Annotated in this window: 21 protein-coding genes; 14 read left to right on the top strand and 7 right to left on the bottom strand. The window is 46.7% G+C overall.

Translation table 11 applies throughout. The annotated features are described in order from the left end of the window. Positions 1-9: 9 nt before the first annotated feature. Positions 10-396, bottom strand: a complete 387-nt coding sequence (gene hslR, locus AB4484_RS22405) for a ribosome-associated heat shock protein Hsp15 (RefSeq protein WP_048607611.1) — start codon at positions 394-396, stop codon at positions 10-12. 331 nt (positions 397-727) lie between these two features. Here hslR and gspC point away from each other — a divergent pair, with 331 nt between their 5' ends. The 12 genes from gspC to AB4484_RS22465 all read left to right on the top strand — a co-directional run bounded on the left by gspC (position 728) and on the right by AB4484_RS22465 (position 12,260). Beyond that, positions 728-1,609, top strand: coding sequence for a type II secretion system protein GspC (gene gspC / locus AB4484_RS22410; RefSeq protein ID WP_048607614.1), 882 nt, complete (start codon positions 728-730; stop codon positions 1,607-1,609). A gap of 41 nt (positions 1,610-1,650) precedes the next feature. After that, positions 1,651-3,675: a type II secretion system secretin GspD gene (gene gspD, locus AB4484_RS22415; protein ID WP_048618586.1), complete on the top strand. Its 2,025-nt coding sequence runs from the start codon at positions 1,651-1,653 to the stop codon at positions 3,673-3,675. Further along, positions 3,675-5,177 carry a type II secretion system ATPase GspE gene (gspE, locus tag AB4484_RS22420; RefSeq protein ID WP_061039840.1) on the top strand — a complete coding sequence of 501 codons (1,503 nt, stop codon included), beginning with the start codon at positions 3,675-3,677 and terminating at the stop codon, positions 5,175-5,177. Before gspD ends, gspE begins: the two co-directional genes overlap by 1 nt. A gap of 1 nt (position 5,178) precedes the next feature. Further along, a complete protein-coding gene (gspF, locus tag AB4484_RS22425; protein ID WP_372080479.1) occupies positions 5,179-6,399 on the top strand; it encodes a type II secretion system inner membrane protein GspF in 1,221 nt (406 codons plus the stop codon). An 88-nt stretch (positions 6,400-6,487) separates the two neighbouring features. After that, positions 6,488-6,931 (top strand): type II secretion system major pseudopilin GspG, encoded by a 444-nt coding sequence (gspG, locus tag AB4484_RS22430; RefSeq protein ID WP_017062485.1) that lies wholly within the window; start codon positions 6,488-6,490, stop codon positions 6,929-6,931. Between the two features lie 78 nt (positions 6,932-7,009). Beyond that, positions 7,010-7,603, top strand: coding sequence for a type II secretion system minor pseudopilin GspH (gene gspH / locus AB4484_RS22435; protein ID WP_017062484.1), 594 nt, complete (start codon positions 7,010-7,012; stop codon positions 7,601-7,603). Continuing rightward, positions 7,590-7,985, top strand: coding sequence for a type II secretion system minor pseudopilin GspI (gene gspI / locus AB4484_RS22440; RefSeq protein WP_372080481.1), 396 nt, complete (start codon positions 7,590-7,592; stop codon positions 7,983-7,985). Before gspH ends, gspI begins: the two co-directional genes overlap by 14 nt. Then, positions 7,972-8,739 (top strand): type II secretion system minor pseudopilin GspJ, encoded by a 768-nt coding sequence (gspJ, locus tag AB4484_RS22445; RefSeq protein ID WP_048612450.1) that lies wholly within the window; start codon positions 7,972-7,974, stop codon positions 8,737-8,739. The genes gspI and gspJ overlap by 14 nt, the downstream gene beginning before the upstream one ends. Further along, positions 8,723-9,772, top strand: coding sequence for a type II secretion system minor pseudopilin GspK (gspK, locus tag AB4484_RS22450; protein WP_122082636.1), 1,050 nt, complete (start codon positions 8,723-8,725; stop codon positions 9,770-9,772). The genes gspJ and gspK overlap by 17 nt, the downstream gene beginning before the upstream one ends. Next, on the top strand, positions 9,741-10,970 hold the full coding sequence (gene gspL, locus AB4484_RS22455; RefSeq protein ID WP_372080484.1) for a type II secretion system protein GspL: 1,230 nt from the start codon (positions 9,741-9,743) through the stop codon (positions 10,968-10,970). Before gspK ends, gspL begins: the two co-directional genes overlap by 32 nt. A gap of 20 nt (positions 10,971-10,990) precedes the next feature. Continuing rightward, positions 10,991-11,479 carry a type II secretion system protein M gene (locus AB4484_RS22460; protein WP_061039834.1) on the top strand — a complete coding sequence of 163 codons (489 nt, stop codon included), beginning with the start codon at positions 10,991-10,993 and terminating at the stop codon, positions 11,477-11,479. A gap of 1 nt (position 11,480) precedes the next feature. Next, on the top strand, positions 11,481-12,260 hold the full coding sequence (locus tag AB4484_RS22465) for a type II secretion system protein N (protein ID WP_061039833.1): 780 nt from the start codon (positions 11,481-11,483) through the stop codon (positions 12,258-12,260). A 103-nt stretch (positions 12,261-12,363) separates the two neighbouring features. Here the strand turns inward: AB4484_RS22465 and cysQ are convergent, their stop codons facing one another. The 4 genes from cysQ to AB4484_RS22485 all read right to left on the bottom strand — a co-directional run bounded on the left by cysQ (position 12,364) and on the right by AB4484_RS22485 (position 15,484). Next, positions 12,364-13,191 carry a 3'(2'),5'-bisphosphate nucleotidase CysQ gene (gene cysQ / locus AB4484_RS22470; protein WP_372080486.1) on the bottom strand — a complete coding sequence of 276 codons (828 nt, stop codon included), beginning with the start codon at positions 13,189-13,191 and terminating at the stop codon, positions 12,364-12,366. Positions 13,192-13,227: 36 nt separating this feature from the next. After that, a complete protein-coding gene (gene nudE / locus AB4484_RS22475) occupies positions 13,228-13,779 on the bottom strand; it encodes an ADP compounds hydrolase NudE (protein ID WP_019826462.1) in 552 nt (183 codons plus the stop codon). Between the two features lie 297 nt (positions 13,780-14,076). After that, the gene (nfuA, locus tag AB4484_RS22480; protein ID WP_029405734.1) at positions 14,077-14,661 is read right to left on the bottom strand and encodes a Fe-S biogenesis protein NfuA; all 585 of its coding nucleotides are present in this window, start codon (positions 14,659-14,661) and stop codon (positions 14,077-14,079) included. Positions 14,662-14,770: 109 nt separating this feature from the next. Continuing rightward, positions 14,771-15,484 (bottom strand): ComF family protein, encoded by a 714-nt coding sequence (locus tag AB4484_RS22485; protein ID WP_372080488.1) that lies wholly within the window; start codon positions 15,482-15,484, stop codon positions 14,771-14,773. 93 nt (positions 15,485-15,577) lie between these two features. On the opposite strand from AB4484_RS22485, the gene bioH reads away from it, so the two are divergent. Both bioH and AB4484_RS22495 read left to right on the top strand, forming a co-directional pair. Beyond that, positions 15,578-16,354, top strand: a complete 777-nt coding sequence (gene bioH / locus AB4484_RS22490; RefSeq protein ID WP_372080490.1) for a pimeloyl-ACP methyl ester esterase BioH — start codon at positions 15,578-15,580, stop codon at positions 16,352-16,354. 337 nt (positions 16,355-16,691) lie between these two features. After that, positions 16,692-17,165, top strand: coding sequence for an ATP-dependent Lon protease (locus AB4484_RS22495; protein ID WP_372080492.1), 474 nt, complete (start codon positions 16,692-16,694; stop codon positions 17,163-17,165). A 267-nt stretch (positions 17,166-17,432) separates the two neighbouring features. Here the strand turns inward: AB4484_RS22495 and AB4484_RS22500 are convergent, their stop codons facing one another. Then, positions 17,433-19,763, bottom strand: coding sequence for a Tex family protein (locus tag AB4484_RS22500; protein WP_372080493.1), 2,331 nt, complete (start codon positions 19,761-19,763; stop codon positions 17,433-17,435). A 676-nt stretch (positions 19,764-20,439) separates the two neighbouring features. Beyond that, positions 20,440-20,922 (bottom strand): transcription elongation factor GreB, encoded by a 483-nt coding sequence (gene greB, locus AB4484_RS22505; protein WP_114634187.1) that lies wholly within the window; start codon positions 20,920-20,922, stop codon positions 20,440-20,442. Positions 20,923-21,034: the final 112 nt, after the last annotated feature.

Raw genomic sequence — 21,034 nt, forward strand, 5'->3', positions numbered from 1 at the left:
CCTTCTAGCTTATTGATGCTTGAACTTGATGATGTCACGACGTTGCTTCTTATCAGGGCGACGCTCTGGAGCTGGGTTATGAGCATTCAGTTTACGCTGTGTCGCAAACTCTTCTCTTTTTGCCAAGCTCTCGGTGGTTTCTTCATAGAGGGTTTGAGCGATCGGAGCTCCACCGCGATGGGCAGAGATTTTCTCGATCGTTACCGTCTTTTCTTCATTACCTTGGCGCAGTGTAATCACAGCCCCAAGTTCGACAATTTTACTTGGCTTGCTGCGCTGACCATTATAGTGGACTTTGCCACCATCGACCATGTTGCGAGCAATAGACCGGGTTTTGTAAAAACGAGCTGCCCACAACCATTTATCGAGTCTGACAGCTTCATTAGCAGTTTTCATATAGGGCTGTGCCTTATTAAGTGAGAAATGAATGCGGTTTAACTGTAATGAACAGTGCGCAACATGTTTTTGATGATGCTTATCACATTAAGTAGAAGCTTAAAGTGGAGGCGGTTGGCATTTTTTTCAAGTCATAATACAAAATAGCCATGTTATGCCGATTTATCGATTTGCTATGATATAGTTCAGGATCTTATTGCTTAAATAAGCTTGGTATCGAACGAATGAATAAAAAAGCTGAAAGTTTAATGATTTGCAGCGTTTGTCGTCATGAAAAGGGACTAGGAAAGTGAACTTTTTAGAGCTCAAAAATCGCGTAGGGAATTCTCCTATGTTGAGCCGCTTATTAGAGAATGGATTTGTACTTCAGCAGAAACTAAGCTTAGCGACCTGTTGTGTATTGATTGCAGCTTCCGCATGGATCTTAGGACAGCTTGCATGGTTTATCGAACCTGCTGAGCAAACTGTCGCGCCTTGGGCAGCAACCGCTTCATCGTCTTCAGCACCTCAATCGACCCTTGATATCTCTTCTTTGCAGCAGAGCAACATGTTTGGTGCTTACAACCCAAGCACGCCCGCTGTTGTTGAACAGCAAGTTATCCAAGATGCGCCTAAGACGCGATTAAACCTCGTTTTAGTGGGTGCAGTAGCGAGCTCTAATCCAAAACTGAGCTTAGCGGTGATCGCCAATCGCGGCACGCAAGCGACCTACGGAATTAATGAAGAGATTGAAGGCACTCGAGCCAAGTTAAAAGCGGTATTAATCGATCGCGTGATCATTGATAACTCAGGACGAGACGAAACCTTGATGCTTGAAGGTATTGAGTACAAGCGTTTGGCTGTATCAGCGCCTGCGCCACCTCGTAGCTCTTCTTCGGTTCGTGGTAATAATCCGGCTTCAGCAGAAGAGAAGCTTGATGAAATTAAAGCGAAGATAATGAAAGATCCGCAACAAATCTTCCAATATGTTCGACTGTCTCAGGTGAAGCGCGACGATAGCGTGATTGGTTATCGTGTGAGCCCTGGCAAAGATTCAGAACTTTTTAACTCAGTAGGGCTCCAAAACGGAGATATTGCTACTCAGTTAAATGGTCAAGACCTGACTGACCCCGCCGCTATGGGCAACATATTCCGTTCTATCTCAGAGCTGACAGAGCTAAACCTCGTCGTAGAGAGAGATGGTCAACAACATGAAGTGTTTATTGAATTTTAAAACTTTGCGTCTAACGAAGGACGAAAGTGTAGGAGAAGTACGTGAAGCATTGGTTTAAGAAAAGTGCATGGTTATTGGCAGGAAGCTTAATCTGCACACCCGCAGCCATCGCGAGTGATTTTAGTGCCAGCTTTAAAGGCACTGATATTCAAGAGTTTATTAATATTGTTGGTCGTAACCTAGAGAAGACCATCATCGTTGATCCATCGGTGCGCGGAAAAATCGATGTACGCAGCTACGACGTATTGAATGAAGAGCAATATTACAGCTTCTTCTTAAACGTATTAGAGGTGTATGGCTACGCGGTCGTTGAAATGGACTCGGGTGTTCTTAAGATCATCAAAGCCAAAGACTCTAAAACCTCGGCGATCCCCGTTGTTGGTGACCGTGATTCGATCACTGGTGATAGCGTAGTGACACGCGTAGTGACTGTACGTAATGTCTCGGTTCGTGAACTTTCCCCTCTACTTCGTCAATTGAACGACAATGCTGGCGCGGGTAACGTTGTGCACTACGACCCAGCCAACATCATCCTTATTACAGGCCGAGCGGCGGTAGTAAACCGTTTAGCTGAAATCATCAAGCGTGTTGACCAAGCGGGTGATAAAGAGATTGAAGTCGTTGAGCTAAAGAATGCATCAGCGGCAGAAATGGTGCGTATTGTTGACGCTCTAAGCAAAACAACAGATGCAAAGAATACGCCTGCATTCCTTCAGCCTAAACTGGTTGCCGATGAGCGTACCAATGCGATTCTGATTTCAGGTGACCCTAAGGTTCGTAGCCGATTAAGAAAGCTTATCGAGCAGCTTGATGTCGAAATGGCAACCAAGGGCAACAACCAGGTTATTTATCTTAAGTATGCAAAAGCAGAAGACTTAGTCGATGTACTGAAAGGCGTGTCGGACAACCTACAGTCGGAGAAACAATCTTCAACTAAAGGCAGCTCATCGCAACGTAACCAAGTGATGATCTCAGCTCACAGTGATACCAACTCTTTGGTAATTACTGCACAGCCAGACATCATGAATGCGCTGCAAGATGTGATCGCTCAACTCGATATCCGTCGTGCTCAAGTGTTGATTGAAGCTCTGATTGTTGAAATGGCAGAAGGCGACGGCGTAAACCTTGGTGTGCAATGGGGTAACCTAGAAACGGGTTCCATGATTCAGTACAGCAATACTGGTGCATCGATTGGTGGTGTGATGGTGGGTTTAGAAGAAGCTAAAGATACTGAAACGACAACTGCGGTTTATGATGAGAATAATAACTTCCTACGAAACGAAACGACTACTGAAGACGGTGACTACTCAACCTTAGCCACCGCTCTTTCAGGCGTTAATGGCGCCGCAATGAGTGTGGTGATGGGCGACTGGACAGCATTGATCAGTGCGGTAGCAACCGATTCCAACTCAAATATCCTATCTTCTCCAAGCATCACCGTAATGGATAACGGCGAAGCGTCGTTCATTGTGGGTGAAGAGGTTCCGGTTCTAACTGGTTCAACGGCAGGTTCAAGTAACGATAACCCATTCCAGACGGTTGAACGTAAAGAAGTGGGTATCAAGCTTAAAGTGGTACCACAAATCAACGAAGGCGATTCGGTTCAGCTGAATATTGAACAAGAAGTATCGAACGTATTAGGCGCAAACGGTGCGGTTGATGTGCGTTTTGCCAAGCGTCAATTGAATACGTCGGTGATTGTTCAAGATGGCCAAATGCTGGTGCTTGGTGGCTTGATTGACGAGCGTGCATTAGAGAGTGAATCTAAGGTGCCATTCTTGGGTGATATCCCAGTGCTTGGTCACCTGTTCAAATCAACCAGTACTCAGGTTGAGAAAAAGAACCTAATGGTATTCATTAAGCCAACCATCATCCGCGATGGTATGACGGCGGATGGTATCACTCAGCGCAAGTACAACTTCATTCGTGCAGAGCAGTTGTACAAGGCAGAGCAAGGTTTGAAACTGTTGGATGACGATAATATCCCGGTATTGCCTAAATTTGGTGCCGATATGAATCACCCGGCTGAAATCCAAGCCTTCATCGATCAAATGGAAACAGAATAATGGCTGAATTGGTAGGGGCGGCACGTACTTATCAGCGCTTGCCGTTTAGCTTTGCGAATCGCTACAAGATGGTGTTGGAATATCAGCACCCAGAGCGTGCGCCGGTGCTTTATTATGTGGAACCTCTGAAATCGGCAGCGATCATTGAAGTAAGTCGCGTGGTGAAAAATGGCTTCACGCCCCAAGCGATCAGCGCAGACGAATTTGATAAAAAACTGACCGATGCTTATCAGCGTGACTCGTCGGAAGCTCGTCAGCTAATGGAAGACATTGGTGCTGACAACGACGACTTCTTCTCTCTAGCTGAAGAGCTACCACAAGATGAAGACTTGCTCGAATCGGAAGACGATGCACCAATCATCAAGTTAATCAATGCGATGCTGGGCGAGGCGATCAAAGAAGGTGCTTCGGATATTCATATCGAAACCTTCGAGAAGTCACTGTCTATCCGTTTCCGTATTGATGGTGTGTTGCGTGATGTGTTGGCGCCGAGCCGTAAACTGGCTCCGCTGTTGGTTTCGCGTGTAAAGGTTATGGCTAAATTGGACATTGCGGAAAAACGCGTGCCACAAGATGGTCGTATTTCTCTGCGTATTGGTGGTCGAGCGGTCGACGTTCGTGTATCAACCATGCCTTCATCACACGGTGAGCGTGTGGTAATGCGTCTGTTAGATAAGAATGCTACTCGTCTAGACCTGCACAGTTTAGGCATGACGGCAGAGAACCACGAAAACTTCCGTAAGCTTATTCAGCGCCCACACGGCATTATCTTGGTTACTGGTCCTACGGGTTCTGGTAAATCAACGACTTTGTACGCCGGCCTGCAAGAGCTCAACAGCAACGAGCGCAATATCTTAACCGTTGAAGACCCAATCGAATTCGATATCGATGGCATTGGCCAAACGCAGGTAAACCCTAAGGTTGATATGACCTTTGCGCGTGGTTTACGTGCCATTCTTCGTCAAGATCCCGATGTGGTAATGATTGGTGAGATACGTGACTTGGAGACCGCAGAGATCGCTGTTCAAGCCTCTTTAACCGGTCACTTAGTGATGTCGACTCTTCACACCAATACGGCAATCGGTGCGATTACACGTCTGCGTGATATGGGCATCGAACCCTTCTTGATCTCCTCTTCGCTGCTGGGTGTTTTGGCTCAGCGCTTAGTTCGCACCCTGTGTAACGACTGTAAAGAACCTTACGAAGCGGATAAAGAACAGAAGAAGCTGTTTGGGTTGAAGAAGAAAGACAGCCTGACGCTTTACCATGCCAAAGGGTGTGAAAACTGCAGCCACAAAGGCTATCGAGGCCGTACCGGTATTCATGAACTCTTGATGATTGACGATTCGGTACAAGAGCTGATTCACAGTGAAGCTGGCGAACAGGCGATTGAGAAAGCAATTCGTGGCACAACACCAAGTATTCGAGATGATGGCTTGAGCAAAGTTCTGAAAGGGGTAACGTCCCTAGAAGAAGTGATGCGCGTGACCAAGGAAGTCTAGTATGGCGGCATTTGAATACAAAGCACTGGATGCCAAGGGTAAAAGCAAAAAGGGCTCGATTGAAGCAGATAACGCTCGTCAGGCTCGCCAACGCTTAAAAGAACAAGGCTTGATGCCGGTTGAGATGACCGAAACCAAGGCCAAAACAGCGAAAGGTGCACAGCCTTCGACTAGCTTTAAGCGTGGTATCAGCACGCCTGACCTTGCTTTGATTACTCGTCAAATATCGACGCTCGTTCAATCTGGTATGCCGCTAGAAGAGTGCTTGAAAGCCGTTGCCGAACAGTCTGAAAAGCCACGTATTCGAACCATGTTACTGGCGGTTCGTTCGAAGGTAACGGAAGGTTATTCGCTAGCCGATAGCTTGGCTGATTACCCTCACATTTTTGATGAACTTTTTAGAGCCATGGTCGCAGCTGGTGAGAAATCGGGTCACTTAGATGCGGTATTGGAGCGACTGGCCGATTACGCAGAAAACCGTCAGAAGATGCGTTCTAAGTTGCTGCAAGCGATGATCTACCCTGTGGTGCTGGTGGTGTTTGCGGTGACGATTGTTTCGTTCCTGTTGGCAACTGTGGTACCTAAGATCGTTGAACCGATTATCCAAATGGGCCAAGAGCTTCCTCAATCGACACAATTTTTATTGGCATCGAGTGAATTTATCCAGAATTGGGGCATCCAATTACTGTTGTTGATCATTGGTGTAATTGTGTTGATTAAGACCGCGCTGAAAAAGCCGGGTGTTCGTATGAGTTGGGATCGCAAGCTATTAAGCATTCCACTGATCGGCAAGATCGCGAAAGGGATTAATACCTCTCGTTTTGCACGAACACTCTCTATCTGTACCTCGAGTGCGATTCCTATCCTTGAAGGGATGAAGGTTGCTGTAGATGTGATGTCGAATCACCATGTGAAGCAGCAAGTACTGCAGGCGTCAGACAGTGTTAGAGAGGGGGCAAGCCTGCGTAAAGCGCTCGATCAAACCAAACTCTTCCCTCCGATGATGCTGCATATGATCGCCAGTGGTGAGCAAAGTGGTCAGTTAGAGCAAATGCTGACAAGAGCGGCGGACAACCAAGACCAAAGCTTTGAATCGACCGTGAATATCGCGTTAGGTATCTTTACGCCAGCACTTATCGCTTTGATGGCAGGCTTAGTGCTGTTCATTGTGATGGCGACTCTAATGCCGATGCTTGAAATGAATAATTTGATGAGCGGTTAACCAACTGCTCATAAGACGTTAGTTTTTGGATTATCGAGAAGAAGGACATTATTACCTTCAACTCGCTGTCTGTAATTTGGAGAAAATAATGAAAAACAGAATGAAGAAACAATCAGGCTTTACTCTACTCGAGGTGATGGTTGTTGTGGTTATCCTTGGCGTATTGGCGAGCTTTGTTGTACCTAACCTATTGGGTAACAAAGAGAAGGCTGACCAACAAAAAGCCATCACTGATATCGTGGCGCTAGAGAACGCGCTAGATATGTACAAACTGGATAACAGCGTTTACCCAACAACGGATCAAGGTCTTGATGCATTGGTTTCTAAGCCAAGCAGCCCGGAGCCTCGTAACTACCGCGACGGTGGCTACATCAAGCGTCTGCCAAACGACCCATGGGGTAACGAGTACCAATACCTAAGCCCTGGTGATAACGGCACTATCGATATTTTCACTCTTGGTGCTGATGGCCAAGAAGGTGGTGAAGGTATTGCGGCGGATATTGGCAACTGGAACATGCAGGATTTCCAATAAGCTTCAGCTTATTGTTTGATTTGCTATTGTTGCTTGATAGGTTATTGATGGTAGGACGTAAACAGATGGAGTCTAAAGGTGAAAACTAAGCAAACACAGCCAGGTTTCACCTTAATTGAGATTCTTTTGGTGTTGGTATTACTGTCAGTAACGGCGGTCGCGGTGATCGCGACCATTCCTACTAATAGCAAAGATGTTGCTAAAAAATACGCTCAAAGCTTTTATCAGCGAGTTCAATTACTCAATGAAGAGGCGATTTTGAGCGGCTTGGATTTTGGCGTTCGGGTTGATGAAAAGAAATCGACCTATGTACTGATGGCGCTTAAGTCTGAAGGCTGGCAAGAAGTCGATTTTGAAAAAATCCCCTCTTTAACTGAATTACCGGAAGAACTCGCATTGTCACTGACTCTAGGTGGTGGCGCATGGGAAGATGATGATCGGTTGTTCAATCCAGGAAGCTTGTTTGATGAAGATATGTTTGCTGATCTTGAAGAGGAAAAGAAGCCGAAACCACCACAGATCTACATCTTGTCGAGTGCTGAAATGACGCCATTTGTATTGTCGTTTTATCCAAATACCGGAGACACCATACAAGATGGTTGGCGTATTCGAGTGTTGGACAATGGTGTGATTCGATTGCTAGAACCGGGAGAAGAAGATGAAGAGGAATAACCGTTCTCCTTATCGTTCTCGTGGTATGACTCTTGGTTCTCGAGGAATGACGCTGCTTGAGGTATTGGTTGCGCTCGCTATCTTTGCGACCGCGGCGATCAGTGTGATTCGTGCTGTCACTCAGCACATCAATACCCTCAGTTACCTAGAAGAAAAAACCTTCGCGGCGATGGTCGTTGATAATCAAATGGCTTTGGTGATGCTGCATCCTGAGAAGCTAAAAAAAGCGCAGGGCACACAAGAGCTGGCCGAGAGAGAGTGGTTTTGGGAGGTCACGCCAATCGATACTAGCGATGATTTATTAAAGGCGTTTGATGTGAGTGTGGCAACCAGTAAACAAGCTTCTCCAGTGGTCACGGTGCGCAGCTATGTGGTCAAGTAAAAGCGTGTCGTTAGCTCAGAGCAAGTCGCCAAGTAAGAGCATGTCCGCCAATAAGCGTGTGCCTCGTAAACAAGGACTATCTTCGAAAGGGAGAGGCTTTACCTTAATTGAGGTTTTGGTCTCGATCGCTATCTTTGCCACGTTAAGCATGGCGGCTTATCAGGTAGTCAATCAGGTTCAGCGCAGCAACGAGCTTTCAATCGAGCGCAGTGCTCGTTTAAATCAACTGCAACGTAGCTTAGTCATTTTAGATAATGATTTTCGCCAGATGGCGGTACGACAATTTCGCACCAACGGTGAAGAAGCATCATCTAAGCTGATCTTAATTAAAGAGTATTTACTGGATTCCGACAGCGTTGGCATCATGTTTACTCGCCTTGGCTGGCATAACCCACAGCAGCAGTTTCCTCGCGGAGAAGTCACCAAAGTGGGTTACCGCATTAAAGAAGAAACGCTTGAGCGTGTGTGGTGGCGTTACCCCGATACCCCTGCAGGTCAAGAAGGTGTGATTACGCCTTTGCTTGATGATGTTGAAAGCTTGGAATTCGAGTTTTATGACGGAAGCCGCTGGGGGAAAGAGTGGCAAACCGACAAATCACTACCGAAAGCGGTAAGGTTAAAGCTAACCTTGAAAGATTATGGTGAGATAGAGCGTATTTATCTCACCCCTGGTGGCACGCTAGATCAGGCCGATGATTCTTCAAACAGTGACTCTTCAAGTAGTAATGAGGGGAATAATGACTCATCGAACTAATAAGCTTGCACTGACAAGGTCTGCCATGGGGCGCAAGCAGAGTGGTGTCGCGCTGATCATTATCCTGATGCTACTGGCGATAATGGCAACCATTGCAGGCAGTATGTCGGAACGCCTGTTTACTCAATTTAAGCGCGTTGGCAATCAATTGAATTACCAACAGGCTTACTGGTACAGCATTGGTGTAGAAGCGCTGGTGCAAGACGGCATTAGGCAAAGCTACAAAGACAGTGATACCGTCAACTTGAGTCAACCATGGGCGTTAGAAGAACAGGTATACCCATTGGATTATGGTCAAGTTAAAGGCCGTATTGTTGATGCTCAGGCATGTTTTAATCTCAATGCGTTGGCTGGTGTGACGACGACTTCAAGTAACCAAACGCCTTATTTAATTACGGTTTGGCAAACCTTGTTGGAAAACCAAGATGTTGAGCCTTATCAGGCCGAGGTTATCGCACATTCAAGCTGGGAATTTGTTGATAGTGATACCCGAACCACCTCTTCAGCAGGTGTAGAAGACAGTACTTATGAGGCGATGAAGCCATCTTATTTGGCAGCGAATGGCTTAATGGCCGATGAGTCCGAGCTACGCGCGGTTTATCAAGTCACTGGTGAGGTGATGAATAAGGTTCGCCCCTTTGTTTGTGCTCTGCCGAGCGACGATTTCCGTTTGAATGTGAATACTCTTACGGAAAAGCAGGCGCCGTTATTGGAAGCGATGTTTGCCCCCGGCTTAAGTGAGTCGGATGCCAAACAGCTGATAGACAAACGCCCATTTGATGGCTGGGATACGGTGGATGCGTTTATGGCTGAACCTGCCATTGTGGGTGTGAGTGCCGAAGTCAGCAAAAAAGCGAAAGCATATTTAACTGTAGATAGCGCCTATTTTGAGCTAGATGCAGAGGTATTAGTTGAGCAGTCACGTGTACGTATACGGACGCTTTTCTATAGTAGTAATCGAGAAACAGTGACGGTAGTACGCCGTCGTTTTGGAGGAATCAGTGAGCGAGTTTCTGACCGTTCGACTGAGTAGCGAACCACAAAGCCCTGTGCAGTGGTTAGTTTGGTCGACAAGCCAACAAGAAGTGATAGCAAGTGGCGAACTGTCTAGCTGGGAGCAGCTTGATGAGTTAACGCCTTACGCTGAAAAGCGCAGCTGCATCGCTTTATTGCCGGGAAATGAATGCTTAATTAAGCGTGTTGAGATCCCGAAAGGTGCTGCTCGCCAGTTCGATTCTATGCTGCCGTTTTTATTAGAAGACGAAGTCGCACAAGATATCGAAGACTTACACCTGACTATTTTAGATAAAGACGCAACGCACGCGACAGTGTGTGGTGTCGATCGTGAATGGTTAAAGCAAGCGTTAGACCTGTTTCGCGAAGCCAATATTATCTTCCGTAAGGTGTTGCCAGATACACTGGCCGTGCCTTTTGAAGAGCAAGGTATCAGTGCATTACAGATCGACCAGCATTGGCTATTACGCCAAGGCAATTATCAAGCGGTATCGATCAGCGAAGCATGGTTACCGATGTTTTTGCAAAGTGATTGGGTTGTTGCTGATGACGAAGAGCAAGCGACGACTATCTTCAGCTATACCGCGATGCCGAACGAAGACGTTCAACAACAAAGCGGCGCGAATTGGCAAGCAAAGCCTGCGGAATTGGTGATGTCTTTGCTGAGCCAACAAGCGATCACAAGCGGCGTGAATTTACTGACTGGCACCTTTAAAACCAAATCTTCATTCAGTAAATATTGGCGCGTATGGCAGAAAGTAGCGATTGCTGCTTGTTTGCTGGTGGCTGTGATCGTGACTCAGCAAGTGTTGAAGGTTCAGCAATATGAAGCGCAAGCACAAGCCTACCGCATGGAGAGTGAGCGTATCTTTAGAGCGGTGCTGCCTGGTAAACAGCGTATTCCGACGGTCAGCTACCTTAAGCGCCAGATGAACGATGAAGCCAAAAAATATGGCGGCTCGGGCGATGGTGACTCTTTGTTGGGGTGGTTAGCATTGCTGCCGGAAACCTTAGGTCAGGTGAAGTCAATTGAAGTCGAAAGCATTCGCTACGATGGTAATCGTTCTGAGATTCGACTTCAGGCGAAAAGTTCTGACTTCCAACATTTTGAGACCGCGAGAGTGAAGCTAGAAGAGAAGTTTACCGTCGAACAAGGTCCATTAAACCGTAATGGCGATGCCGTATTTGGCAGCTTTACTCTTAAACCCCATCAATAACCTGCGTAAGGAGATCAGTGATGAGAAATATGATTGAGCCACTCCAAGCGTGGTGGACTTCAATAAGTCAAAGAGAGCAACGATTAGTTATTGGTTGCTCAATTCTATTGGTGGTCGGTGTCGTTTATTGGGGGTTAATCCAGCCACTCAGTCAGCGAGCTGAACTCGCGCAGAGCCGTATTCAAAGCGAGAAGCAACTACTGGCTTGGGTAACCAATAAAGCCAATGAAGTGGTTGAGCTAAGAGGCAGTGGCAGCATCAGTGCGAGTCAACCTTTGAATCAATCTGTGCCTGCTTCTATGCGTCGCTTTAATATCGAGCTGATACGTGTACAACCACGTGGCGAGATGTTGCAAGTGTGGGTAAAACCTGTGCCTTTTAATAAGTTCGTTGACTGGCTTACATACCTGAAAGAAAAACAGGGTGTTGAGGTCGAGTTTATGGATATTGATCGCTCTGATAACCCTGGGGTTATTGACGTCAACCGACTACAGTTTAAACGAGGTTAATGTGAAACGCGGTTTATCTTTTAAGTATGGCCTGCTCTTCAGTGGCATCTTTATCGTCTTTTTCTCGGTTAGCTTGTTGCTGCACTTGCCGGCTTCTTTTGCTCTCAAGCAGGCACCTGCTGTACGCGGTTTGAGTATCGAAGGCGTTGAGGGCACCGTTTGGCAAGGCAGCGCCAACAATATCGTGTGGCAGCGCATTAATTACGGTTCAGTACAGTGGGACTTCCAGTTTTCTAAGTTATTTCAAGCCAAAGCAGAACTAGCGGTTCGTTTTGGTCGTAACAGTGACATGAACTTATCAGGTAAAGGGCGTGTCGGGTACAGCATGAGCGGCGCGTATGCAGAAAACTTAGTGGCTTCAATGCCTGCTATGAACGTGATGAAATACGCTTCAGCCATTCCGGTCCCAGTTTCTATTGGTGGACAAGTTGAGCTGACGATTAAGCATGCGGTTCACGCTCAGCCTTGGTGTCAATCTGGCGAAGGTACACTGGCTTGGTCTGGTGCTGCAGTCGACTCTCCTGTTGGTTCGCTAGACCTTGGCCCTGTGATTGCAGACATAACCTGTGAAGACAGCACCATTGCAGCGAAAGGCACTCAGAAGAGCGATCAGGTAGACAGTGAGTTCTCAGCGAGCGTAACACCTAACCAACGCTACACTTCGGCAGCATGGTTTAAGCCGGGTGCGGAATTCCCGCCAGCGATGCAGAGTCAGCTTAAGTGGTTGGGCAACCCTGATAGCCAAGGTAAGTACCAGTTTACTTATCAAGGGCGTTTTTAGCTAAACAGCTAAGAGCTACTAAATTACGAGATATAAAAAACGGGCACCTCATTGAGGTGCCCGTTTTGTTTGAATCATTAGAGCTACAGCGAAGCAAATTCGCCTAGTCTTTACCTTGTAAGATCTCTGCCCACGGTAAGTCTGCATCACCGAGTACAATGAAGTTCGGGTTTTCTAGCGTTTCTCTTTCATTGTACGAAAGCGGCTCTAGTTGAGTACTTAAGATACGTCCGCCAGCTTCTTCAACAATGCACTGTGTTGCGGCTGTATCCCACTCTCCGGTTGGTCCAAGGCGCAGATAACAATCCACAGCACCTTCTGCTACTAAACATGCCTTAAGCGCTGCTGAGCCTAGAGGAACCAAATCATAATTCCATGCTGAGCTCATACGGCTAGTGATGCGATTGATGTCTTGGCGACGGCTGATCGCCATGGCGATTGACTGGTTTGGCAGCTCGTGACGATGCGTTTTGATTTTCACGCTGTCATTAAGGTCTGGGATCTTCCAAGCACCTTTGCCACTGTAAGCGTAATAGCTCACACCAGAAACGGGTGCGTATATCACGCCCATCACTGGCTTGTTATGCTCGATTAGGGCGATAATTGTCGCGAAATCACCACTTCGTGCGATGAACTCCTGGGTACCATCTAGTGGGTCAACCAACCAGTAGCGATCCCATTGAGAGCGTTGCTCTAGGCTGATGTCGGCGTCTTCTTCGGATAATACGGGAATATCAGGCGTCAATTCACTGAGTTTTTTTAATATCAGCTTATGTGCTGCAAGATCGGCACTGGTTACTGGAGTGTCATCACTCTTAATGAACTCTTCGTAATCCTTTTTCTCGTATATCTCTAAGATGAGTTGACCAGCAGAGCGAGCAATCTCAATGACAGAGGGTAGGAGGTGAGACAAATCTTTTGTTATTGGCATAAATGTTCTCTTACTCTTAGAGCGAGCCTGAATGTTCTAGTTATTGTTTAATACACGAAGGCTTAAAAGCAGGGCTGTAATACTCCGAGCCTCACAGAAATCGAGATGTGTTAACAGTTCTTCGGCTTGAGCAAGTGGCCAGCGCACAATGTCGAGTGGCTCTGGTTCGTCACCTTCTAGCTTTTCTGGGTAGAGGTCTTCTGCAATAAACAGCGTCATTTTGCTAGAGAAGTAAGAGGGCGCAAGGATCACTTCCTTCAGCGGAGTCAGCTTGTTGGCACCGAAGCCAATCTCTTCTTTAAGTTCGCGAACGGCGGCTTCGTTTGGCTGCTCACCTGGATCGATAAGCCCTTTCGGAAAGCCCAGTTCATAGCGTTCTGTGCCCGCTGCGTATTCACGCACCAAAAGAATATCGCCTTGTTCAGTAATCGGAACCATCATTACTGCGTTGCGGCCGCTAGGCTTCATGCGTTCGTAAGTGCGCTGTTCGCCGTTTGAAAAGCGTAAATCGAGAGACTCGATAGAGAATAGTTTTGATTGAGCGACAGTTTGCTGAGCCAAAATCTCTGGCTTGGTCCTTTTTGTCATTGCGCTCGCTCCTTAGCTCATTGGAATTCTTTCTTATAAAGTCATTCTAATATAGGGGAAATGACGTTGAGTTCCTAGATCCGAGTTTTCATATCCTAGAATTATTAGAGCAGGAACCGATTGCGATCACTTGAATACCTTACTCGAGATGGTAACCAACCGAGAATTCGGGTTATTTCGTTCAGGAATACAAGAGCATAGTGAGATCGTGTTCGAGCGTATCTGTTTAGCCCTAAAACAAAAAAGGTTGATGCTTGCGCATCAACCTTTTAATCAGTGACTCTACTAACTGAGTAATTAGTAGTAAGAGTGCTCACCACGATCGTGCTCAGTTGCGTCACGAACAGCAGTCAGTTCACCTTCGAATTGTTGAAGAAGTTCTTTCTCGATGCCTTCTTTTAGCGTTACATCAACCATAGAACAACCGTTACAGCCGCCACCGAATGCAACGATAGCAGCGCCGTCTTCAGTGATTTCTACCAAGCTAACGTGACCACCGTGACCAGCAAGCTGTGGGTTAACCTGTGTTTGGATTGCGTATTCAACGCGTTCTACAAGTGGTGCATCATCAGATACTTTACGCATTTTAGCGTTTGGCGCTTTAAGCGTTAGTTGAGAGCCCATTTTGTCAGTCACGAAGTCAATCTCAGCTTCGTCTAGGAATGGTAGGCTTAGCTCATCTACGTATGCAGAGAATGCTTCGAAAGAAAGCTTTGTATCAGACGCTTCGATAGCATCTGTTGGGCAGTAAGAAACACCACACTCAGCGTTTTGTGTGCCTGGATTTACCACGAACACACGAATGTTTGTACCTTCAGGCTGCTGTGACAGCAGATTGGCAAAGTGAGTTTGAGCTGTTTCTGTAATAGTAATATTTGACACGACGAATACCTGAGTAGATTTGTAGGTTATTAGCGCCATTCTACTCCTGTCAGATTTGTAATTCAGCCCTTTTTTGTTGGATTGCTGTACAAGTAGTGATTCACAGCTTTTATCCAGAGGGCTCAGGAGTGCGGCAGATGCAGTAAATATCAATCCTTTTAACGCCCACTTCAAGTAGTAATTGGCATAATTGATACACAGTACTGCCGGTGGTTACAACATCATCAATTATCGCGACGTGAGAGGGGATAGTTCCTTGAAAGTCTTGTTTTCGCAGCGCAAAAGCACTCTTTAGATTGTGTGATCGTGCGGATTTAGTCAGCCCCTGCTGCGAAGCAGTTGAGCGAATTCGACGAAATAGCACATCACTTTTAACGCCAAGCTCTGGAGCCGTGTAATTGGCTAGTAGCTGACTTTGATTAAAGCCGCGATGAGTGTATCGACGCCAATGCAGAGGAACGCTGGTGATCAGCGGAGCAGGATGTTCGATACGTGATGCCAATAGCTTAGATAAATCACGTGCAAACCAAAACTTATCAGCGTACTTCATTTTCTGAATATAACCTGCTGTTGGAAAGGTGTAGTCCCCAACGCAATAGAGGCGATGCCACGGCGGTGGTTTTGATAAGCACTCGCCACATTGTTCGACAGTGGTTACTGTTTTTAAACCACATCGCTGACAGCGTGGCACTGGCTCAAAGAGTTTGAGACAAGAATTGCACCATCGAGGGTGTGTATCACTGGGCAGTTTATCGAGTTTGCACAGGTGGCATTGAGGTGTGACCAGACGTGGTGTGTGTTTTTGTAGCCAATCGGATAACATAGCTCGCGATGCTTTTGGGTTATGGTGTTCCTTTTGCTAACCATACTGAAAAGCGCGGATTATCGCTGATGGAAAAAGTAGGGAATATTGAGAATGAGTGACGCGTTATATTGGCATGTTTCTGGGCAAGGGCCTGATTTAGTACTGGTTCACGGCTGGGGAATGAACGGTGCGGTATGGCAACAAACCGTTAATGCATTACAAGCTGATTTTCGAGTGCATGTTGTCGATTTACCAGGGTATGGACACAGCGCGCACTGCCACGCTCAAGATCTTGAAGATATAGCTCAGCAACTGTTGACCGAAGCGCCTAAACAAGCGATTTGGGTAGGTTGGTCACTTGGAGGTTTGGTCGCAACGCACATGGCTCTCCATCACTCAGATCACGTGCGTAAACTGGTGACTGTCGCCAGTTCTCCTAAATTCGCGGCCGCAAAAGAGCCCGTGTTATGGCGAGGCATTCAACCTAACGTATTAACCGCATTCACCGAACAACTGGTTGAAGATTTCCAAACCACCATCGAACGCTTTATGGCATTGCAAGCCATGGGCAGCCCTTCAGCAAGACAAGATGTAAAACAGCTCAAACAAGCAGTGCTGTCTCGCCCGTTGCCGAACCCTGACTCATTATTGGCAGGATTAAAGATGCTGTCGGATGTTGACCTGCGTGAACAACTGCCTGAGATTTCAGTGCCAATGCTGCGCTTGTATGGTCGATTAGATGGGCTTGTGCCAATCAAGGTTGCCAAAGACTTGGGGAATGCTCTGCCTCATACTGAGCAATACATTTTCACTCAGTCTTCGCATGCACCGTTTATGACCGAAGCGGATGCCTTTTGCAGTGAGCTTGTCAGCTTCGCACAAAAATAATTGCTAAATATATATCCGGCTTGGTCGATATATAACCTAATACCAATCAAAGTAAGTAAGTGTTCAAAAATAGCGTAGGAAAAAGGCTTGAGAACAAGGCAGAGCTTTTTGATAAGTAGTTATTCTACAATCAAAAGCTCTAACGCCGTTATCGAGCATTTTAACAAGCTAGGATGAGCAGTTATTTACTACGATTGGTATAACACCAACGTGTTGCATGATACTCAGACCTAACTCTCTCCAGAGCTGATTGCGCTAAGTTGGGCTATGCCTGTTGTGCGTTCTCGGTACAACAGTGTTATGGCAATAGTGATGGGCGATTCTTGAGGAGTTCGCGATGATTGTGTCACCTGCAACTGCAGTGAGTGTGCCACTTATCGCCCCGTCCGTTAATGTGCAAACAGAGCAAGTTGCGCGTGATAATAGAGTTCGAGAGCCTGTTGCTCCCGCAGTAGCGTTGGCGAAAACCAATGCAGAGCGAAAGGTTAAGTCGGACGATAAGCGAAGGCAGCAGTCGGCTTGGGATCCTTCAGACCATCCGGGTTATGAAATGGAGAACGAGTCAGAGGCCAATTCGATTAGCCAAGAAGAGTCACAAGATCCTTTTGATCGGCTGTTCAGCTTATTGGCACTGAGAACATACAGTGCTGATCAAGGCAAAGGCTATACCATGCGTTTCCGCCTGCCAAAGCATGTTTTAGATGCGGCGATTCAGGAAGGACAGATGGAGAAACGACGTAAGGTCATAAAATATCATTATGGTCATGCTGTTGCGCCTCATGCTCCATCAGAAATGCTGATTGTGTTGTAATTATACTCTTCATACTTGAAGCCGCAGCGTTGTTAACTGCGTAAGTTCACCCTAATTACATAGAACCCCTATGCTCATAGGGCTGAACTTCATTCCTTTGTAAGGAAAAGGTTACCTAGCTGCAACCCCAATTATTTCGAGTATAAAATACGTAGAATACAGCTCAGCTTCGATGTCTTTTTTGAACACATAATAAAAACCTGCATACCCTAAGGGATGCAGGTTTTCTGTTTTTAAGCTAATCCGTTTTTTAGATGAGCTAACGGATTACTTTTTCGCTTTTGCAAAAGCAGCGGCAAAAGCACCACCCATCGCCGCATTTTGTTGCGGCTCTTCACGACGTCGTTGTCCACCTTGTGAATTTTGATTCGGGCGGTTTTGCGTGCGAGGCGCGCTTGAACGTTGCGCTCGGTTGTCTTGTCCCGGCTCGTCCTTCATACGCATGCTTAGTGCAATACGTTTACGTTGAACATCCACTTCCATCACCTTCACTTTCACGATGTCACCGGCTTTAACCACTTCACGTGGGTCAGAGACAAAGCGATCGGTCAGCGCTGAGATATGCACTAAGCCATCTTGGTGAACACCAATATCAACGAAGGCACCAAAATTCGCCACGTTCGATACCACACCTTCTAAGATCATGCCCGGCTCTAGATCTGAAACGCTGTTAACGCCATCGGCGAAGGTTGCAGTTTTGAACTCTGGGCGAGGGTCGCGTCCCGGCTTATCCAGCTCCTTGATGATGTCGGTGACCGTTGGTACACCAAAGTTTTCATTGGTGTAATCAACCGCGTGCAAACCACGTAAGAAGTCGGTGTTACCTACCAGAGATTTGATGTCTTTCTGGTTTTTCTCAGCGATGGTTTTTACTACTGGGTAAGCTTCTGGGTGAACCGATGATGCATCTAACGGGTTCTTACCGTCCATGATACGCAGGAAACCAGCACACTGTTCAAAGGCTTTTGGCCCTAAGCGAGCGACTTTCTTCAGCGTAGTACGTGCTTCGAAGCGACCATTCTCATCACGGAAATCCACGATGTTCTGAGCGATGGTGTTAGAAAGGCCTGCTACGCGAGTAAGTAGCGCGGCAGACGCGGTATTCACATCAACGCCAACGGCGTTTACACAGTCTTCGACAATCGCATCTAGGCGCTTAGCGAGCATAGTTTGGCTCACATCGTGTTGGTATTGGCCCACACCGATCGATTTAGGGTCAATCTTCACCAGCTCTGCCAGTGGATCTTGTAGACGACGAGCAATAGACACCGCACCACGAATTGATACATCCATGTTCGGAAACTCTTTTGCTGCTAGTTCAGACGCAGAATACACCGATGCGCCCGCTTCGCTAACAATGATCTTTTGCGCTTTTAGGTTGCCACGCTTAATTACATCAGCCACAAAGCTGTCGGTTTCGCGTGAAGCCGTACCGTTACCAATCGCAATCAAATCAACATTGAATTGGCGAACCATCTGCTCAACCACGTGTGCTGATTTGTCGTATTGCTTTTGAGGTGGGTGAGGGTAAATCGTTTCTGTTGCCAGAACCTTACCGGTTGAGTCTACAACAGCTATTTTCGAACCGGTACGTAAACCCGGGTCCAAGCCTAAAGTTGCACGAGGGCCAGCAGGCGCCGCCATCAGCAGGTCTTTTAGGTTGGTTGCGAATACTTCAATCGCTTCGATTTCTGCACGCTCTTTCATCGCGCCCATCAATTCTGTTTCCATGTGCATCGAAACCTTGATGCGCCATGCCCAGCTAATCACTTGCTTACGCCATGCATCCGCAGGTGCGCTGCTTAAGGTAATACCGTAGTGATCAGAGATGATGTTCTCGCAGTAAGAACCACGTACACCTTCTTCTTGCTCTGGGTCTGCGTTCATTGCCAGTGTTAAGAAGCCTTCATTGCGGCCACGCAACATGGCAAGTGCACGGTGTGACGGTACTTTGCTCAGAGCTTCGTTATGCTCGAAGTAGTCTTTGAACTTCTCACCTTCGTTCTCTTTGCCTGCCACAACACGAGCACCAAGCTCTGCGTTGCGGTTTAGGTGTTGGCGAATCTTTTCAAGCAAGTTCGCATCTTCCGCAATGCGCTCCATGATGATCGCACGAGCGCCATCGAGTGCAGCTTTGGTATCGGCAATGCCTTTATCGCTGCTGATGAAGTTAGCTGCTTCCGTTTCCGGATCGTGCTGTGGTGCATTCCATAACGTATCGGCAAGTGGCTCTAAGCCCGCTTCAATCGCGATCTGACCTTTGGTGCGGCGCTTTGGTTTGTATGGCAGGTATAAATCTTCTAGGCGAGTCTTGCTGTCTGCTTGAGTGATATCACGCTCGAGTTCTGGCGTGAGTTTTCCTTGGTCTTGAATCGACTTAAGAATCGTTTGGCGACGATCGTCTAGCTCGCGAAGGTATGAAAGGCGGCTATCAAGGTTACGTAGTTGGGTATCGTCTAAGCCACCCGTAACTTCTTTACGGTAGCGGGCAATAAAGGGAACGGTGTTACCGTCGTCAATTAGGTTTACTGCGGCAGTGACTTGCTCAGAACGGACATTCAGTTCTTCAGCGATCAGTCGACAGATAGCTTGGCTCATCCGATGAATCTCTTATTTAATATCATGACAAATACATGGGGGTGAGCGTACGCTTTTTCTAGCTTTGGCTGTGTAATTATCCTGTCAGAAGTCGAATTTCCGTTTCTGATACCTGCTTTGTGCGAGATCTCTTACAAGTGATGTGAGACTAAGTCGCTTTAAACCGATGAAATCGTCTTGGAGTTAACCTAAGTTGCTGATTTTATTTGACTGTGTGTTTATGGGCGTATTTCCCACCTGAAATGTTTTTTGCGACTATCTAGGAAACTCGCTCAATTACCGTAATATTTAACTTGTCGACAGGGAGTTGGCAGGAACAGGAAAAAGCCTAATGGACTAGGTATCTTCAGGATGAAGATTTGATTACTTAGGATGAGTGGTCAGCAAGGAAGTGAAAATCTCTGGATGAGATTCGCCAGTCAGGATGACAGGCTAGAATGGACACCGCTAGGATGGCGATGAACAAAAAGGAAATTGGTTAAAGGATTTAGCCACTATCAAGGAAAGATGCAGGGAGCACCTTATCTCGAAGAGATAAACAGTAGCCGGATTGCTGCGATAGAGACTTAACCCCGCTAGGCGAAAGCCTTGCGGGGTTTTCTTTTATCTGGAGTTTGGGTTTGTCTGCTCGATCTGTGATGGCCGGTTAATCACGCTAAGCTATAAGCAATAAACTTTACGCGTCGTCTGCGTAGCGAATCGAGTTAATGAACCACTCTTTATCGCCTTCCGGTGTGGTTACCGTAAACTCATCATCCACTTCCTTCTTCAGCAGAGCTCTAGCCATTGGTGAGTCGATAGATATATAGCCTTTAGCATCGCCGTAGATCTCTTCTGGGCCGACAATTCGAAACTTCTTAATTTCCCCATCATCATTCTCAATTTCGACCCAAGCACCGAAAAAGACCTTACCCTCTTGTTGAGGTGAGTAATCCACGATTGTGACATCAGGTAGGAACTTTCTTAAGAAACGCACTCGGCGATCAATCTGTCGAAGTAAACGCTTATTGAAGGTGTAATCTGCGTTTTCTGAACGATCTCCAAGGCTTGCAGCCCAAGTGACTATCTTAGTAATTTCAGGACGTTTCTCGTGCCATAAGTGGTCATGTTCTGCTTTGAGCTTGTTATAACCTTCTCGGGTGATAAGTTTGGTTTTCATAAATCTGACTTAATGAAATGATGATCTAAGATAGAATATATAGAAAGGCAACATACGTTAACAATTATTTAGGCGACTTTTTCTCCAATAATGTTACGCGGATTTCAGTCGC

Source organism: Vibrio sp. 10N.261.46.A3, assembly GCF_041472995.1.
Taxonomy (GTDB): Bacteria; Pseudomonadota; Gammaproteobacteria; order Enterobacterales; family Vibrionaceae; genus Vibrio; species Vibrio coralliirubri.

What these genes read in the sequence shown, in the direction of transcription:
- hslR (WP_048607611.1), bottom strand. Translation starts at nt 396, where the DNA reads ATGAAAACTGCTAATGAAGCTGTCAGACTCGATAAATGGTTGTGGGCA.
- gspC (WP_048607614.1), top strand. Translation starts at nt 728, where the DNA reads ATGTTGAGCCGCTTATTAGAGAATGGATTTGTACTTCAGCAGAAACTA.
- gspE (WP_061039840.1), top strand. Translation starts at nt 3,675, where the DNA reads ATGGCTGAATTGGTAGGGGCGGCACGTACTTATCAGCGCTTGCCGTTT.
- gspF (WP_372080479.1), top strand. Translation starts at nt 5,179, where the DNA reads ATGGCGGCATTTGAATACAAAGCACTGGATGCCAAGGGTAAAAGCAAA.
- gspG (WP_017062485.1), top strand. Translation starts at nt 6,488, where the DNA reads ATGAAAAACAGAATGAAGAAACAATCAGGCTTTACTCTACTCGAGGTG.
- gspI (WP_372080481.1), top strand. Translation starts at nt 7,590, where the DNA reads ATGAAGAGGAATAACCGTTCTCCTTATCGTTCTCGTGGTATGACTCTT.
- gspJ (WP_048612450.1), top strand. Translation starts at nt 7,972, where the DNA reads ATGTGGTCAAGTAAAAGCGTGTCGTTAGCTCAGAGCAAGTCGCCAAGT.
- gspK (WP_122082636.1), top strand. Translation starts at nt 8,723, where the DNA reads ATGACTCATCGAACTAATAAGCTTGCACTGACAAGGTCTGCCATGGGG.
- AB4484_RS22460 (WP_061039834.1), top strand. Translation starts at nt 10,991, where the DNA reads ATGAGAAATATGATTGAGCCACTCCAAGCGTGGTGGACTTCAATAAGT.
- cysQ (WP_372080486.1), bottom strand. Translation starts at nt 13,191, where the DNA reads ATGCCAATAACAAAAGATTTGTCTCACCTCCTACCCTCTGTCATTGAG.
- nudE (WP_019826462.1), bottom strand. Translation starts at nt 13,779, where the DNA reads ATGACAAAAAGGACCAAGCCAGAGATTTTGGCTCAGCAAACTGTCGCT.
- AB4484_RS22485 (WP_372080488.1), bottom strand. Translation starts at nt 15,484, where the DNA reads ATGTTATCCGATTGGCTACAAAAACACACACCACGTCTGGTCACACCT.
- bioH (WP_372080490.1), top strand. Translation starts at nt 15,578, where the DNA reads ATGAGTGACGCGTTATATTGGCATGTTTCTGGGCAAGGGCCTGATTTA.
- AB4484_RS22495 (WP_372080492.1), top strand. Translation starts at nt 16,692, where the DNA reads ATGATTGTGTCACCTGCAACTGCAGTGAGTGTGCCACTTATCGCCCCG.
- AB4484_RS22500 (WP_372080493.1), bottom strand. Translation starts at nt 19,763, where the DNA reads ATGAGCCAAGCTATCTGTCGACTGATCGCTGAAGAACTGAATGTCCGT.
- greB (WP_114634187.1), bottom strand. Translation starts at nt 20,922, where the DNA reads ATGAAAACCAAACTTATCACCCGAGAAGGTTATAACAAGCTCAAAGCA.